This is a genomic window from Urinicoccus massiliensis, from assembly GCF_900120405.1.
In the GTDB taxonomy this organism is placed as follows: domain Bacteria; phylum Bacillota; class Clostridia; order Tissierellales; family Peptoniphilaceae; genus Urinicoccus; species Urinicoccus massiliensis.
In genome coordinates, this window is the sequence record NZ_LT635493.1 from 816825 (window position 1) to 835286 (window position 18462).

Consider the following 18462-nt stretch of genomic DNA (forward strand, 5'->3'; position numbering starts at 1 on the left):
GGATAAGAAGACCCGACCAGGAAGAAATTAAAAAAATACTTGTCCCAAAGACCTAAACAGGGCTCAAAAAATTGTAAATTCACGGAAAACCTTGTAAATTCAAGCCAAATCAAGTACAATAAATATGTATAAGTATGGATAAAACTAGGAATTCTAGACTAAAGTTGAATAGATTTCCCGACCGGGGCCCAAGCCCCCTAAATAGGGGCCTAGGGATCGGAGTCGGAAGAGAGAACCGGCCCGAAAGTCTAAGAAAGTCAGGTGAGAAATGGAAAATCAAAAATGTTTACTATGGACCCGAGCCTTCCATGGAAAAGCCAAAAGAAGCCTGGCTTCCGCAAGCTTAAGAGGCCATCCATAACCCCACCCCGGACACTGCCGGGGGACAAAATAAAGACCAAATGCCAGCAAGTTCCTAAGGACAAGGTATGAGAAGAAAGAGAGTAACCGGCCTGGGTCAATCCCAAGCAGGAAATTTAAGAAAGAAAGGCAATGAGGAAGAAAATGAGAAAATATTTAAAACAAGCATGCGTCTGGGGCCTGGCCCTGGCCATGGTCCTACCCGGGCCGGCAGAGCTTTTTGCCCAAGTGAATCACGAAGACCTCACCAAGGACAAAGGGACAATCATTAACGAGAGCAAGCTCAAGGTGCAGCCGGCCAAGTTGGAAAACGGACAAACGGCGGCGGATTTAATTAAAAATCCGGACCAGCCAGCCATTTACACCCTGCGGACCGACTACAAGGTCCAAAAGGGAGAAAGGTATGAAATCGACTACCAACCCTATATCGCCAGTGTAGGTGCAAGAGCTACGGAAGACGAACAAAAAAAGGTAAACAAGGAAATTACCCTACCCGACCTTACTGGTTATGAAAAACCACAAGATGATTTTAAAATTGACTACAAAACTATAAAAGATGCTGCAGATGGTAAGGGACAGACAGGCGATGCTACTAACGGAATCAGATACCAAGCCAATGAAGACTACCGCTACAAGGCCAAGTCCAGCAAAATAAAAATCAAACATGTCTTCCAAGACCTAGAAGACTTTAGCAAGTACACCAATCCGAACGGAAGCGTTGGAGAAGAAGGACAGCTTATTACCACTCAAAACGGGAATACAGGCTCCACCATGGAAGTCAGTCCCTTGAATGAAAATGATCATCGAAGAAAAGGCTTTGTTCCGGAAGCTGACTCTATCACAATGCAAGTTCCGGAAAATGCTGAGAACTTTATCTTGGAATACCGCTACAACCGTGCCCACTACGATGTCGTTTTCGACACGGCAGGCGGAACAGAACTTCCGGCTCGTACCCTTTACTACGGACAAGCCATGCCTAAAATTGCCGATGAATCGATTCCTACAAAAGTCGGCGGCGAGTTCCAAGGTTGGAAACCATCCGTTGATTTAAAAACAAAGGATGGAAAAACTTTTGAAGCAAATAAAATAATTACAGACGGAACTGGATCAGCAATCAAAAATCTTGATGCAAATATGGTTATGCCGTCAAGCAAAGTTACCTTCACCGCCGTGTGGAAGGACAAGGAAAAGGCAGACTATGCGGTCCAATTCTGGGCAGAAAAGGCAGACCATGCAGATGGTGCTTCTATGGCAGATAAGTACGACTATATCGGTACTCGTGTATATAAGGACCAAGCTACAGGCTCGAGACCGGACTTAGATAACGTGTCTGTAAAAGACATCGTCTTTCCTGACCTGGACCAAGCCCGTCTAGCCAAGATATGGGCCGGCAAAACATTTAATCGTGGAAAAGATCTTTTACTAAACAAGTTCTATGTCTACAACCAAGCCTTAACTCATGAGCAAAACAAGGACCCTGAAAATGTAAACCTAGTTAAGTCTGTTGATTCAACAGGAAAGACTGTCTACAATATCTACTACGACAGACAAGAATACGAGCTATACTTCACGAAGTCTAATATTGAAAATAGCTTCTACCCTGAAATTTGGGGATATGATGAAACTAAAGAAGAGGTAGTGAAGAAGGGTGGTCCCGGCGAACCTTACCATTACAAGGCAAGGTTCAACCAGCTCATGCTTGGCTGGCCAAACGACGCTATGCAAACCAAGGGCTTTAGCGAAGGCATGCAATCCTTTGGCTGGGGACCAAACTATGATAGGCCAAATTGGCCGGTTCACTTGGACACACCTCCTTATCGATTAAATGCCGATGAATTCCTGGACATGGAAAACTACGATAAATGGGGCGGCTATACGAAAAAGATAGATAAGGGTGATGGAACAAGCATAGATTTAAAGTGGTACGATTATAAAATTCTTTCCTTTGGTATAAAACAAGCTAAAGACTCTATGCCACACCACATGGACTTTTGGATGGACGGCTTTAAGGATGACGAAACAATTATCCGCTACGACCTATACAGGTATAAGGCAGATACCAATTCGGACACTTATGCGCCTAGCTACCCAAAGGTTCAAGGCTTTACTGGTAAGAGAGGGAATGAAACACCGGAATATCTTGATTCAGATGGCATAGATGCTAAAAACGATGAGCGTGCAGAAGTAACCCCATTCCCTGCTAAGACCTATACAGATATGTATGGAGAACGCCCTGTAGGTGAGATGAAATTTATTAAGGCCTTCTTTAATAATGCCGATGACTGGGGCGACCCTGACGGCTGGGACGGATTTGATACAAACGGCTACCTTAAATTTGAATACACTCGTAATAAGTACCCACTAAGGTTTAACTACGACCCATCAAAGATTAAGGGCGACAATGAGTTTGGAAAAACTAATTCAATAGATACTTTCTACGAATTTCCCCTAAAGGCTCTAAGCCCTGAAGTCGGGGATGAATATAAAAAAGATAATCCTGCTAACCTATTGGATAATCCGGAAAAGTTACAAGAATTACACCTTACAGACCTAGTATTTAAAGATACTGATGGCAAATTAAAAGTCAAGAGACCGAAAAACCTTTCAGACCAAATGGTCTTTAAGGGCTGGGCACTAGACCCTGCAGGCACGAAGCTTATCTGGGAGAATCCGGGCGAAATCATGCCTAACCACCCGGTCAACCTCTTTGCTAAGTGGGGCGAACCTGATTATAAATGGAAGGTAACTTTCGACCCCAACGGTGGATCTTTAAGAAATATTAAAGAAGATAACTTAACTACAAGCCGCAAAAAGATACAAGAAGGCGACATAGGTCAAGAAGAAATAAATACCTATGCGAAAAAAGAAAAGAACGATGGCGACAAGCAAGTCTTTACCGTCATCCAAAGACAAAAACTCGTAGAGCCGAAATTTAAGCCCATGAGGAAAGGCTACGACTTTATGGGTTGGGAAGTCATTCGTTATAAGAAGGATAATAAAGGCGACTATACTAACGAGATAGACAACTCTTATAGAGAAACTTACAAGGTTCCGGAACTTTACTCCTTCGGCAACGACGTAGTAGCACCAGTCTACCTAAAGGCAATTTGGGTTCCAAACAACAGGGTAGATGTAAAAGTAGAGCATTATTTCTTGGACAAGGACTTTAAGCTGGATGCAAAGATAAAACAAAACCCAGAACCTGGCAAACTAGAAGATAAACGTGCGAACTATCTAGTGGCTACAACTGGAGATAGGCAAGATGACAAATATATCTTGGCAACTGATAAAGAGCTTGAAGAAAATTTAACAGGCGACTTAAAAACACTATACAAAGAATATAATGATAGAGTAAAGGCTGATAACACCTTCTTCCAACAATTCCGTGTTGAACCTGCACAGATTCTAAATACAGAAACTAATAAGCTAGAAGATAATCCTAAAGTAGAAAACAATGTCTTTAAATTCTTCTACAAACCATTTAGAACTCGTGAATACAAGGTCAACTATATTGATGAACGGTTTAAGGGCCAAGCCAATGAAAAAGATGGAGCAATTGTAAACCAAGAACTTGTTGAAAATGGCAACCGTCACTACGATGCCAGAAACTATCGGCCCATCCCAGGTTGGAAACTTGTAAGTGCCCCACAACAACAACTTTTCTTTGATGTCAATGAAGATACAAATGAGTTCATAGGCATTAACGGCACAAAGTCTGATGAAATTACCTTCTATTATAAGGACGTAAGAGTCATCGAAGTGTCGGATCCCAAAGACCCAGTACCCAAAGGCTATGTAAGAGTAACCTTTAAGGCCGAGAAAGGCGGAGCGTTCACAGATAAAGACGGAAAATCCGTAACAGAACTTCACTACGATGTAATTAAGGGACTTAAATCAGACCTACTTCCAGTTCCACAAGAACTTAAGGATGGTGAGGAAAAAGTTGCTGACAAGTACTATATCACTCCGGAAACTGGAAAGAAATTTATTAAGTGGGACAACAAACCATTATTAAACAAAAATACCATTATCAACGAAGGCCACGAATTTACTGCCTACTTTGAATGGTCAGGCCTAAGTGCATCTGGTCTAGTAAGAACGGAAGCTAACAAAGATGCGCCTTATGTAAATAATTTTGCTCCAACTATTAATCAATTAAAAGAACAACTAGTTTGGAAAGAAAAAGATGAAGTTAAAAAGCTACCAGAAGGAACTGAAATAAAATTATTCGACGAAGCTGGCAATGAATTAACAAGTGACGATCAAGTATATGCTTTAGTCAATGAAAAGAAAGCTGCCGACAAGGATGAACTTGTTCGCACCGTAAATGTCAAGGCTAAAGTTACTTTCAAAGACGGCAAAGAGCCACAAGAGCTTATTATACCAATTACAGTTTACAAAAATGTCTACGAGGCCCTAAATGAAAAAGGCGACAAACCACTCTTCTTAAAAGAAGCTGAAGGAAAAGAAGCTAAAGACGGTGGCTTGAAAGACGTAACTGGAAACTATGTAAAAGTTACAGTTCAACCGACAGAAAAGAACACCAATAAAGACGCAAAAGTTTATTATGTCAATCCTAAAGCTTGGGTTAATATTCCTGAAGTAGCATGGTCACAAGACGACAAGGATAAGACTGACTTCTTAAAGTGGACAGCAGACCAGGATGCTCAAAATGAAAATGGTGTATTTGACTTTAGTAAACGTCATAAGTTTACTGATGAAGAAACACTTATCAAACCATCTTTCACTAAAGATGTAGTGGAACAAAAAGAAGGCGAAAACAAGCCAAAAGTTCCAGACAACTTCGTAAAAGTTATTGTTAAGACAACAGACAAGGCTACAAGTGAATCAACACAAACATTCTGGGTTAACCCAACTAAGAAAGTTGCCATAACAGTTGCAGAACCAACAGGTAAGGAAAATCAAAAAGTTACAATTGATGGCCTTGGAGAAAAAACTGTAAACTATATCTTTAAAGAATGGCAAAAAGTTCAAACGGGACAAGCAGACGATAGTTTAACGAAAGTTGATCCAGCTGTTAAAATTGACCTAACTAAGAACCAATACACGGACAAGGTAACAGTAATCGAAGCGGCTTATAAAAAATCTATTCAAGCAGAACCTATAGTTGAGCCATTAAAGACTACTAAATTAGATACACCACAAGGCAAAGAAATAACAAACGATGATTTAATTAAGCAAATCACACCACAAAAAGGTAAAGAAATTGCATCAATAGAAGTTATTTCTAAACCAGATGGCAATACAGTTGGTAACGAACCTGCTAAAGTTATCGTTAAATACAAAGACGGATCCACCCAAGGAACCAACGACAACCCTGTCGTTATCCCCGTGGAAGTTCACAAAAACATCATTCCCGAAGCACCTGGTGGACAAAGACCAAAAGACGCCATGGAAAATTATGTAAAAGTAATCTTCAAGGCAGGCGAAGGCGGAACAGTATCAGGCGACCTAGTTTACTATGTAAGCCCAGAAGTAGAAGTTGATATGACAGAATCAGCTGGTAAAGTTACAAAAACACCAGATGTTGGATATATCAGCGGAAATTGGGATACAAGTGAAACTAAAAAGCTAAAAGACACATTCAAAGAACAAACTGAATTTACTTTTAACTTTACAAAGACAAAAGATATAGTAGAAAAAACAGACGACAATGTTAAAAAGCCAGACGGATATGTGGAAGTTATTTTCAAGACAGAAGATGAAGCCAAGGGTAAGCTTGAAGGCGAAAAGGTAGAAAAAATCTACTACGTCAATCCGAAGGCTGAAATCAAACTTGTTGAATTAACAGGCGATCAAAAGGCTACGGACAAACAACTGGCCGTTCCGAAAACAGCGCCCGCTGCTAACTACGAATTCGATAAATGGTATGAAGAAATTGATACTGAAACAGCAATCACAAGCCAAAGAATCCATGTAGCTAAATTTAAACTATCTAAGGTAACATTAACTTACCAAGCTGGTGAAGGAACAGGAACAGTTCCAGAAAAAGTTGAAGTAGACCATGGAACAAGTGTAAGCCTTGCAAGACCAGACAAACTTACAAAAGAAAATGCTACATTTGCCGGATGGAAGATAGGCGAAACAACTTATCAAGTTGGCGATGAAATAACATTAAATGAAAATACTACAGCAATTGCACAATGGACAACAGCAAAACACACAGTTACTTTTAATAGTAAGGGTGGCAGCGATGTTCCAAAACAAGAAGTTGTTCATGGAGAAACATTGAAAAATGTTTCAGAGCCAATATTAGATGGAAAAGTCTTTATGGGTTGGAAAGAACAAGGCAAAGAATCTCAACAAGATCCTTACTTTGATTTACAAACTCCAATCACAGCAGACAAAACCCTAATAGCAATCTGGCAAGACCCAGTTCAAAAGATTAATGATGGTGATCCAGTTGAAGAACAATTTATTAAAGTTACCTTCTTAAAAGGCGCTCATGGAACCCTTAAAGATGGACAAACTGAAAACCTTGAAAAAGTAACTTACAAAGTTGCAAAAGGCATGAAACTTGAAGATGCCAAGGGAATAGTTCCCGAAATTGCCCCAGCAAAATACTACAAGGCAAAAGATGCTAATAATGGTTGGGACAAAGAACTTAACTTGACACTTGAAGAAGGTCAAACAGAAAAAATCTTCACATCACAATACGAGCCAAAAGCAAATGTCATTCCAGTAGACCCTCAAGTCACAGATGAAAAGCAAATTCAAAAAGAAAAACCGGAAGGCATGGTTCTAGTAACTTTTAAAGTTGATCCGGACAAGGCATTTATGCTGGGGGCCACTAAGTTCTATGTTAAGAAGGACCAAATGGTTAACATTGAGAAGCCACTTGTTCGTAGGCTAGAACTTGCCAATGGCGAGCGCAACGACTATGTATTTAAAGGTTGGGACTTAACAAAACTTAACAATGAGTGGAAATTCACCGAAGATACAACAATAGACGACGGAACTAAAGTGAAGCCAACAATCACTATAATACTTCCGAGTGCTGGAGATCCGGAGGTTTCTGTTGAATCTATGACTGAAGGTGCAACAGCTTATCTTGAAGTTAGCAGAAAGGGAAAAACTCCGGTGACCATCGAAGCAGTTAAAGATGAAGAGTACAATGTGTACTACTTTATAATACCGGATGATTTAGGTGAAAAGCTTAATAAGAGAGACAAAATTAAAGTATATGCAGAATTGAAGGGACTTAGATCCGAGACAAGAGAGTATAGAGTTAAATAACTTAATACAACAAAAAAGAGATGCTAGGCTATATGCTGGGCACCTCTTTTCCATTATAAAACTGTAAATTAACTGTAAATTCCAACAAAGCTCTTTTGGAAAGTGGCTTTTTGTGTTAGAATGGTATTAGTAGAATTAGGTTAAAATGCAGGTACAGTTAAAGTATACAAAATGAGGAGATGAATGTGATGCAAGTTAATGCACAGTGGATGTTAGTCCGTGTGTCACTCCCTTTAATGTTGAAACTGTAATATAGAGATTAGGGTAAGATTGTACTTAAAAAAGAGACAGTACAATCGCATATAAGATTTGGAGGTAGGGTGAGTGCAAATGACTAAGAGGGTTTCTTCATTAGTACTGGCAATAGTGATGCTTTTGGAGATTCTAGTGCCACAAACAACAATGGCAAAGAAGGAAGTTAAAGCTCCTTCAGACAATCTAGTAAAGGTAGGCTTGATAAATGGCAATAGCTACGACTCAAAGCTTATGCTAGAGCTAAACAGACTGACAGCAAAAAGTAGAAAGAAAAGATCCGCAGATTCGGGCACAAGACTGTTCGGCTACTTCGAAGATGGTCAGGAGCCAAAGGATGGGGATAAGCTAAAGTACCATGGTGAAGTTAAGGCTGATCTTACGGTTAAAGGCTTAGATGGAAATGCGTTCCAGTGGAATGAAGTCTTCGGTAAAGAAGAGGTACACTTAAGATTTATACAAATAAATGATGAAAGCGGTGATGAGACCGGTACAGAGCGTGTTCTAAATATAAGTCGAGCAGACACATATACTTGGACAGATGGAGATGGAAACCCGGCAGAACTACCTTTATTTAATAACAAACTAGAGCCCCTGACTTATGAAGTAAAGCTGGATGAGGAAGTTTCCGACAGGGTTAAATTGCTTACTGCAAGATTAACTAAAACAGACAATGCCTCACCTACATTTGATCTGCCAGATAATGAGGGCAGAATTAAATACCACTTAACTTTAGAGATAGGACTACAACAAGTGGCTTCCTCTAAATTTGTATCTGAGTGGAACACAGCAGTAGAAGAGAACGCAAGACCACAACTTGAAGGAACCATGACAGGAAGCATGGTTACAGGTGGAAGTAAGCCTAAGACAATAAACTTTAACTTACCTAAGAATAATAGTGATGAAGTTATTGTAAAGACTAATAGTAGACGTGATCAAAATAAATTTCTGCCAGAATTTCTTTTCAAAACGCCAAAAGTTAAGCTTGTTGAAACAAATGAAAATGGCTTAACCTTTGACACGACAAAGAAAACTGTTACCTCAGGCGATCACAAATTTAAATATAACTTCAGCTACGACGTCATCAATGGTGGTAAGCTCACTATGACGGAAGTCATCCCTGTGACCTTCGATGCCAATGGTGGAAAGTTTGCTTCTATTACTGATGCGACTGCAAAGCAAGAGATTGTAAAAGAAGTGGAATATAACGCTACGTTGACAGACAAGGCGGAAAATCCAACCAAAGACCGCGAAACCTTTAAAGGCTGGTCGGAAACGAAGGGCGGAACAACTCCTGTCAAGGACGATGCCTTTAAGAACATCACAAAAGCCAAAACCTTCTACGCCATTTGGGACAACAACGACATCGTTGCAAATGAATTAGAAGTGAAAGAATCCTTTAAAGATAGCACAGGCTATGTCAACGACTTTATTCCGAAGCTTGCTGATTTAAAGAAACAAGTAAAGATTAAAGACGGAAGCGGCAATCCGCAACCTCTGGCAAATGGTGACACCCTTGCTATCGTCGACGGCACAAATGAATATACGGCTGATGACGATGCATTAAAAGATTATCTTTATGGAAAATTACAAGAAAAAGATAACCCTAAGGATGAACCTACAAGGGTAGAAACTGTTAAGGCAAAAGTAAGTCATGCCAATGGCACCAGCCAAACAGTTGATATGCCTATCAAGGTTATAAAAAATATTTACCAAGCCAAGACCTTAACGAAAAAACCCTTCTATGTTCCCGACAACTATAAAAAAGTAACCCTGGATCCCACCACCAAGGCAACTGACCCACAAAAGACTTACTACTATGTCAACCCCGATGCCAAGGTCGTGATTCCCGGGACAGATCCCACGGGTACCGGCGACAATAAGTTCATTAAATGGACCATGAAGGCCGATAATCCAGCGGCTGGTGATAAGGAAGAAGATTACAAACTCACCGAGAGACATCAATTTGCAAAAGACTCGACCATCACCGCCCACTATTCCGCCGACGTCGTTCCCCAAGAGGGGAACACCAAGCCCGACGGTGTACCGGAAGGCTTTGTAAAGGTGACCTTCGTCCCCACAGATAACGGAACCATGGAAGGCGCCAAAATCTTCTGGGTCAACCCCAAAGTTGCGGTTACCATTCCCGTGAAGGATCCTGTAGGGAAGACCTATTTCACCTTTAAGGAATGGAAGATTGGAGATGTGGAAACCGGCGACACCTATACTGTGGGAGCGCCTAAACAGTTTACCGCACAAGAAACCACCATCACCGCCACCTATACCCAAGGGGAGAAAATCATTCCCTTTAATCCTGAGGATGCCAACCCCATGGCCCGACCTGAAGGCTATGTCAAGGTAACCTTTAAGGCAGAAACGGGCTTGAAGTTTAAAGAATCCAAGGGATACTACGTCAAGAAAGATGCCGGGATTACTTTAAAAACCATTCAAGAGGATGATACAAAAGGCTATCCGACTTATGAAGTAGTAAAAGGCTACAAGTTCGACAAGTGGGATCCTGCAGATACCACAGTAATTGCAGATAAAGACCTTGTCGTAACGGCAAAGGCCACTCCTCTTTCCGATGTCATGGAGAAAAAAGATGGGGAAGCCAAGCCTGAAGGCTATGTAGAAGTCACCTTTGTTCCTACGGACAAGGCAACGGACAAGGCGACAAAAACCTTCTGGGTTAATCCGGAAAAAGCAGTTACCATTCCGATAACCGACCCCAAGGGGGCAACCTACTACACCTTTAAGGAATGGAAGCTTGGGGCAAATGCTGATGGTGCGGTTTACAAACCGACTGTTGCTCAAAAGTTTACAGCAGAAAAAACAACCATCACAGCAACCTATGACAAGGCGGAAGACATTATTGCCTACGACCCCAATGACCCCAAGACCAAGCCCGAAGGCTACGTAAGAGTAACCTTTGAAGCTGAAGAGGGTCTGACCCTATCTGGTGTCAAGGCTTACTATGTCAAGAAGGACGCCAACATTACCTTAGGCAATGCAAAAATTGCTAAGCCCACGACGGCAGCCAAGACAGGCTATACGTTTAAAGAGTGGGATAAGAAGGATGATTTGGTCCTTGGTACAGAGGATGTCGTTGTCAAGGCCATGGCCACGACCCTGCCCGACAAGAAAGAGAAAAAACAAAGCGAACAAAAACCTACCGGCTATCTGGAAGTGAAGTTTGTTGCCGGGGAAAATGGTAAGTTGACTGAAAACAACGCGAACATTGCGGAAAAAGTGTATTACGTCAACCCCAACAAGTATGTCACCCTGACACCACCCACGGCAGTTGGCAACACCGGTTATGAATTTGGCTCTTGGAGTCAAAATGCCGAGATTCCAACCCAATATACAAAACCAGTAACCGAAATCACTGCCAGCTTCAACCAATTGAAAGATGTCATTCCAAAAACCAAAAAGAACGACTCAGAAAAACCCGCAGGTTACAAGACAGTTACCTTTGTCATTCCAAACGAGAATGAAGGTTATATTTATCCAGGTCAAACCAATGTCTACTATGTCGATCCCACTCGAGAAGTGACCCTGACACCTCCTCTAACCAAGGTTCATCCCGGCTATAAGTTTAAAGAATGGGATCAAGATACGACAAAGCCGAAGAAGTACGACAAAGATACGACGGTCAAGGCTAGCTTTACAAAGCTTGACGACATCATTCCTTCCATTGATGGTAAGGGAAATTCTGTTCCCAAGCCTGATGAATACGTTACGGTTGTTTTTGAGAAGGGCGAACATGGAAGTCTTAAGGGAGTAACAACTTATTATGTGAACCCTGCTGCCAAGAAAACAATAGGCGATGTAAAGCAAAAGGCTTTAGATAAAAAGGCTCTAGGGCAAAATATTCTAACAGTAACCCCTGATACAGGGTATGAATTTAAAAGCTGGTTACAAGATGATGACAAGGTAATCACGGATGCATCTAATGTCTACAGGATTACGGCTCAATATAAACCCCTTCCTGATGTGATTCCCAAGACAAAGACAGACGAGTCGGAAAAGCCCAAAGGCTATGTAGAAGTTAAGTTTGTAGCAGGAAAAAATGGTAAGTTAATAGACAGTGAGAAAGAGATTGCTGAAAAAGTCTACTATGTAAATCCTGAAAAATATGTAAAGTTAACAGCACCAAAAGACTTAGCTAAGGGAAATACAGGTTATGTATTTAGTACTTGGGATAGAGATATTTCAAATTACAATAAGTTTACTGATAAAGTTACAAAAATCACAGCAAACTTTGTAGCAAAGGATGCAGTTGTTCCAAAGAAAAAAGATGATGATTCAGAAAAACCAGCAGGCTTTGTAACCGTTAAATTTGAAGTTGACCCACAAAGTACTGGACAGGGAAGCTTAGAAGGAACAACGACTTATTTTGTCGATCCTAGTCAAGATGTGACTCTAAGTCCACCAAAAACCAACCCAAGCATAGGCTATGAGTTTGAAAAGTGGAGCCAAGATACTACGCAAGCTAAGAAATATGAGAAAGACACTATAGTAAAAGTAACTTTCAAAAAACTTGATGACGTCATTTCAGGAGACCAAGCCCAACCGAAGGGCTATCTAACAGTCACCTTTGTGGCTGATTCCAATGGAAGCCTAAGTGGTACAACAAAATATTATGTAAAACCTAAGACAAGTGTAGATTTAAGTAACCAAGCAGATGCAATTACAAAGACTCCAAACCTTGGCTATACTGAAAAAGGTGGAAGCTGGTCAAACGACAATAGTAAAAAATTAAACGATACTTTTTCAGCAGATGCAAGCTTTAAATATAATTTCAAAGAATTGCCATCTGTTGATACAACAAATCACCCAGGATATGTGAAGGTTGAATTTATAGCTGGAGAAAATGGTCAAATTGATGGTGGTAACAAGACTTACTATGTAAATCCTGAAAAGAACATTACAGTGGGTTCAACAGAACTTCCAATTCCAGACACTAAACCATCTGAAAACTATAAGTTTGATAACTGGTATGAAGCTATAGACAAAACTGAACCAATTAAAAACGATAAGAAGTTTGTGGCGAGATTCAAGCTTAACAAGGTAACGATGACTTATAAAGCGGACGATGCTACAACTGGAATAGTTCCAGCAGCATTATCATACGAAATAGGAACAGAGATTACTTTGGCTGGCGGAAACGACTTAAAGAAAGATAATTATGTTTTAAAAGGCTGGGAAATTGGCGGTACAACCTATACACCTGGAGCAAAATACAAGATTGAAGGTGATACAACAGCAAACGCTGTATGGGCAACTGATTACCATACAGTAAACTTTGACACTCAAGATGGCGGATATATTCCATCACAAAAAGTAAAACACAATGAATCTATTGGATCAGTAACAAATCCTGTAAAAGAAAACCATACTTTCACAGGTTGGAAGGTTGATGGAAAAGACTTTGATCCAGCAACGGCTAAGGTTGAAAAAGATATAACCCTTGTGGCCCAATATGTTTCTGATGTAGTACCTGCAAAGGATGATGGAAACAAACCAGAAGGAACTCCAGACAACTTTGTAAAAGTTACTTTTGTCCCCACTGACAAGGCAAAAGATACAACCCAAAAGATTTTCTATGTAAACCCTGCAAAAGAAGTCACTATTCCAGTACCTGACCCTGTAGGAACAGTAGGGAAAAATAAAGAAGGAAAGATTGTCCAATGGCAATTTACCGGTTGGAATAAACCCTTGAAGGGGAAATTTACAGGAGAAACCACCATTACCGCCCTATATGAAGAGGTGCCACAAGTTCCAGGAAGTGTGGGTTATCTTGTGACAGAAGAAGGAGTTCAACCCACTCTCGACCAATACAAGGGCAGGATCCAACCACCAGAAGGAAGGACCATTGCCACGGTTGAGTTTGTAGAAAAACCAGATGTTTCTAAACCTGGGGTTTCTACAGCTAAATTGAAAGTAACCTATGATAATGGAACCAGCTCAGATGTAACGATGACTGTCTTTGTTCAAAGAAAGCCACAAGGAGACTGGCAAACAGGAACTCTTGGGTCCACCCGGATCCTGACGGTTGTGGAAAAAGAAGTGGTTAAGGTACCGGCAGAAAAGACCTTCCGCAAGGAAGTTCGTTATATGCAAGGCTTTAACAATTACTTCAGACCCACGGAAGGCTTAACTCGGGCAGAAGTAGCCCAAATTTTGGCCAATGCTCTCGTGGAAGACGGCTACCGCTATGACCCCAACTTTACCATCCGCTACAAGGATATCGTGGGGAATGAATGGTATGCCAAGGCCATCCGGATTACCAGCCAAGCCAATGTTTTTAAGGGCTATGACACCGGCTACTTTGATCCCCACAAGAAGATTACCCGGGCAGAGTGGATCGGAACCCTAAGACGTTTCCAAGAATTGGAAAGGGCTCCTGGTAACCACATGCAAGTCCGGCCAGACCACTGGGCCATGGGAGAAATCGAAGCGGCCTACAAGGAAGGCTGGTTGGCTATTTACGGCCAAGGCCTGGCTAGGTTTAATGCCGACGAATTTATCCCAAGACAAGAAGTGGCGGCTGTAAGTAACAAGGCCTTTAACCGGGTCTTGGATAAGACCTATATCCACAGAAACAGCAAGAACTTAATCAACTATAAAGACGTAAACTCATCCATGTGGAGTTATGAAGATATTCTTTGCGCCAGCAACGGCTACCTCCACGATGGCAAGTCCTTCTGGGGTCACAAGATTGACTACAAGAAAGACCTATACAACATCAACCTGGATGGCTATACTGTAAGAAAAGATAAGTTTCAACGATTGGAAAGACGGTAATTTTCCGATAGACAAAAGAACCCCCGGGGCCTCTGCCTCGGGGGTTTTGCTGTCTGGGATGGGAGAAAGTCTTTGGGTAAAGGGGTTCTTTTGTGGGTAAAAAAATAATAAGAAATGAGAAAGGGGAAGTGGATTATGGAAAAAAGCTATGAATATGTCGACCAATTTGACGACTTTTTCTTAAAAGACCTGGACCAATATGATGATTTAAAAATCTATCGTTTTAAGGATTTTGACCTTCAAAGGGTCCGGGAGTTTTTACGGTTTAACCAAGAGGCCTTTGGCCAAGATGCCATAGACAAGTTTGCCACGATTTTTCAAATTTACTATGGAAATATTTTTCTTTTGAAGGAGCGGCGGCAGGATGCAAAAATAGTGGGCATTGCCAATTTCAGTCGGGCCTGGGATGAGAGCAAGCTGGCCTATCTTTCGGACTATGCCATTGCAGAAGAGGCCCGGGGTCAGTCCATTGGCAAGGAATTTTTAGGCATTGTCCTGGAAGACGTTAAAAACCAAGGCTTTCAAAGGGTCCAATTGACAGTAGACCCCGACAATGATCCAGCTGTGGCCCTTTATGAATCCCTGGGCTTTAAAAAAGACAAGTTTGTGGAAAAACTATATGGTCCCGGAGAAGACCGCTACATCATGGACCTAGACTTGGACCAATTGAAAATAGACTGAATTTAAGGGCAGGAACCCTTCTGCCCTGGTTTGTTAAGGAGGATAACTTGCAAGACTTGACCATAAGACAGGCCCGGCCCCAAGATGGTGAAAAACTTCTGGCCTATCTGAAAAAGATAGGGGGAGAAACAGACAATCTCTCCTTTGGACAAGAAGGTCTCCCCCTGTCCATCCAAGAAGAAGAGGCCTATATCCAGTCCATGGCAGATCAGGCCGGGGCCCTTATTTACCTGGCCTTCAACCAGCAAGACCTGGTAGCCAGTGTCGGCCTCAACCCCCTGCCAGGGAGGATGGGCCATCGAGCAGAAATCAGCCTGAGTATTTTAAAAGACTATTGGGGCCAGGGGCTGGGGAGTCTGCTTTTAGAAAAAGCCCTTGCCTATGCCCGGAACCAGGGTCTGGAATTTATCGACTTGGACGTGGCTACAGACAATACAAGAGCCCTAGGGCTCTATGAAAAATTTGCCTTTAAAAAAATTGCCCGGCTGGAAGACTATTTTAAAATCCACGGAAACTACAAGGATTTCTACCGGATGACCCTGGATTTGAGATCAAAATAAGTCGATGCTTTTTATCAGGCAAGGAAAATTAAAAAGAGCATTTGCTAAAAAAGATGTGTTAAAAGGAAAAATTAGGGTATTAAAAGAGTGAAGTATGTAAAAAAAGATTTTAACCAGGAGGAAAAGAATGGCAAAGAAAACACTTGTCTTGTATTTTTCAGTAAACCAACACACAGAATTACTGGCAAAGACCATCCAAGAAAAAATTGGAGCAGATATTGAAGCGGTCCATCCCGTGGAAGAATATCCGGACAACTACAATGTTTTAGTAACCATGATCAAGGAACAAATCGAAAAGAATGAAATTCCTGCAGCCAAGGCTCTGGAACATAAGTTGGAAGATTATGACACCATCCTGGTGGGAACACCAAACTGGTGGAGCCACATTGCACCTCCTCTCTTGGGGCTTATGCAAGCCAACAAGGTAGAAGGCAAAAAGGTGGGGATTTTTGCAACCCACATTGGCGGCGGAATCGGTGGCATTGAAGAGGCTGTCAAGAAGGAATGGCCTGACAATGACTATCTTGAATCTCTGGAAATTTACGGGGATGGCGGGTCCAACCGCGACCGGCTCGTGGATGAATGGCTGGAAAAAGTAAATCTTAAATAAAAAAAGCCCCTAGGGGCTTTTTTTGTGGTTCTATAATAAATGTTGGGGTCCCCCTAGACTCCAACATTTATTTTTTGCCATAAAAAATGCACTTATCTCTTTTTTCCTTTACAATAAAGTTACCACACTAAACAGAAAGGGTGAGATAAGTGCAAAACTATACTAACACAAATCTATTGAATTTAAAAGGTGTCTCTATTGACGAGGTGGTCTCTTTTGATGATCACATTGATGTAAAACTCCATTCTTTATACAAGGAGGGACTTTGTCCTGTTTGTGGTCATAAGACCTCTCGCATCCATGATTATCGTCTGCAAAGGATCCAACACACGCCTATTGGCTTACGGAAGGTCTTTCTTTTTCTTCGGAAGAAGCGCTTTGTTTGTCCTCATTGTCAGAAGCGCTTTTATGAGTCTTTGGATTTCTTAGCTCCCTATTCTAGACGGACTAAGGATCTCCACTTCTTTATCCAAGACCAATTAAAACAGGTCCGGTCTTTATCTTCTATTGCCAAGGACTTGGGTTTATCTTCCTCTTGTCTCACAAGCTATCTAAAGTTGGCTCCAAGGAGGCGGCCAAATCTTCCTCGGGTCTTAAGTATGGATGAGTTTAAGGGAAATGCTGGTGGGGATAAATACCAATGTATTCTAGTGGATCCAATCCATCACCAGGTACTGGATATTTTACCCTCTCGACGAAAAAAAGCTTTAATGGACTACTTTTCTTCTTTTTCCAAGGAAGAACGAAGAAGGGTGAAGTATGTGGTTATGGATATGAGTCATCTTTTCTACGCCGTCTTAAAGGAATTCTTCCCTCAGGCAACCTTCATTGCGGATAAGTTTCATTTTGCCAGACAAGTCTTTTGGGCCTTAGAGAATGTACGCAAGACACGACAAAAGGCAAGGGATGCAAAGTATCGCCTCTACTTTAAACGGTCCAAGTCCATCCTACGGAAAAAAGGCAGTCGGCTAAGCCCCGAAGAAAAAGAAAAGCTGGAACTAATGCTTTGGCAAGACAAGGAAATCAAAGAAGCTTATCTCTTAAAAGAACGCTTTTATGACGTCTTAGATGCCTCCAGCAAAGAAGAAGCAAGACAGGCCTTAGACAAGTGGATGTGGGTTGCTAAAGAAAGTGGATTAAAGGAATTTAAAGCCAGTATTCGGGCCTATGAAAACTGGAAAGAAGAAATCCTAAACGCCTTTTCCACAGGCATCACCAATGGACAAACAGAAGGCTTTAACAACAAAATCAAAGTGATTAAACGGGTTTCCTATGGGTATCGGAATTTTGAGAACTTTAAGAGTCGTATTTTAATGGTCTTTCGAGCATAAGAAAGGGGCGAGAATAGATCTCGCCCCAACATTTGACAAAGAGCCTTTTTTGTTGGGCTTGTTGGGACGAATTGTCAGATAAGGGAGGTTTTTTTCAAGGCGGGGTAGAGGAGGCTGGCTAGGATGGATCCGGCCAGGCCTTGGAGGACGTTGGGTCCCAAGCTCAAGATGGCTGTTCCGAAATTGTAGAGGATAAGGCCTTCGGCCAAGAAGTAGCCCAGGGCCATCACCAAGCCTCCGACAATGGCGCAGAGGAAGTGGGGGAGTTTTGTTTTTTCGTGCAAGAGGCCTGCAACGAAGCCTTCCAGTCCCTTGACAACTAGGGTGATGGGGGCGTAGAAGGTGTAGCCGGTAATGAGGTCGGCCAGGGCGGACCCTAGACCGCCGACGATGCCGCCGGCAATTTTCCCCATGAGAAGGCCGGCGCAGATTAAGATGGTGTCGCCGATGTTTAGGTAGCCTTTGGTGGCGGGGATTGGAATTTGAATGAGCATGGTGGCCACGGTGGTTAGGGCAATGAACATGGCCAGGGTGGTTACTTGTTTGGTGGTTAATTTTTTCATGTTACCGCATCCTTTCTTAAATTGGATTATAAGCCAAGACT

The 18462-nt window shown here is 41.8% G+C and carries 7 protein-coding genes; 6 read left to right on the forward strand and 1 reads right to left on the reverse strand.

Translation table 11 applies throughout. The features are described 5' to 3' along the window. Positions 1 to 504: 504 nt before the first annotated feature. The 6 genes from BQ7400_RS08495 (at position 505) to BQ7400_RS08520 (ending at position 17858) form a co-directional block, all read left to right on the forward strand. Positions 505 to 7617 (forward strand): InlB B-repeat-containing protein, encoded by a 7113-nt coding sequence (locus BQ7400_RS08495; RefSeq protein ID WP_219306816.1) that lies wholly within the window; start codon positions 505 to 507, stop codon positions 7615 to 7617. A gap of 387 nt (positions 7618 to 8004) precedes the next feature. Further along, positions 8005 to 14676: an InlB B-repeat-containing protein gene (locus BQ7400_RS08500; protein WP_180371971.1), complete on the forward strand. Its 6672-nt coding sequence runs from the start codon at positions 8005 to 8007 to the stop codon at positions 14674 to 14676. Positions 14677 to 14811: 135 nt separating this feature from the next. After that, entirely contained in the window at positions 14812 to 15357 is a 546-nt protein-coding gene (locus BQ7400_RS08505) for a GNAT family N-acetyltransferase (protein WP_072470160.1), read from the forward strand. 47 nt (positions 15358 to 15404) lie between these two features. Further along, positions 15405 to 15917, forward strand: coding sequence for a GNAT family N-acetyltransferase (locus tag BQ7400_RS08510; RefSeq protein WP_072470161.1), 513 nt, complete (start codon positions 15405 to 15407; stop codon positions 15915 to 15917). 127 nt (positions 15918 to 16044) lie between these two features. Next, entirely contained in the window at positions 16045 to 16527 is a 483-nt protein-coding gene (locus tag BQ7400_RS08515) for a flavodoxin family protein (protein ID WP_052098745.1), read from the forward strand. Between the two features lie 176 nt (positions 16528 to 16703). After that, a complete protein-coding gene (locus tag BQ7400_RS08520; protein WP_180371972.1) occupies positions 16704 to 17858 on the forward strand; it encodes an ISL3 family transposase in 1155 nt (384 codons plus the stop codon). Positions 17859 to 17932: 74 nt separating this feature from the next. On the opposite strand, the gene BQ7400_RS08525 is transcribed toward BQ7400_RS08520, so the two are convergent. After that, positions 17933 to 18421 (reverse strand): ECF transporter S component, encoded by a 489-nt coding sequence (locus BQ7400_RS08525; protein ID WP_034437698.1) that lies wholly within the window; start codon positions 18419 to 18421, stop codon positions 17933 to 17935. Positions 18422 to 18462 lie beyond the last annotated feature (41 nt).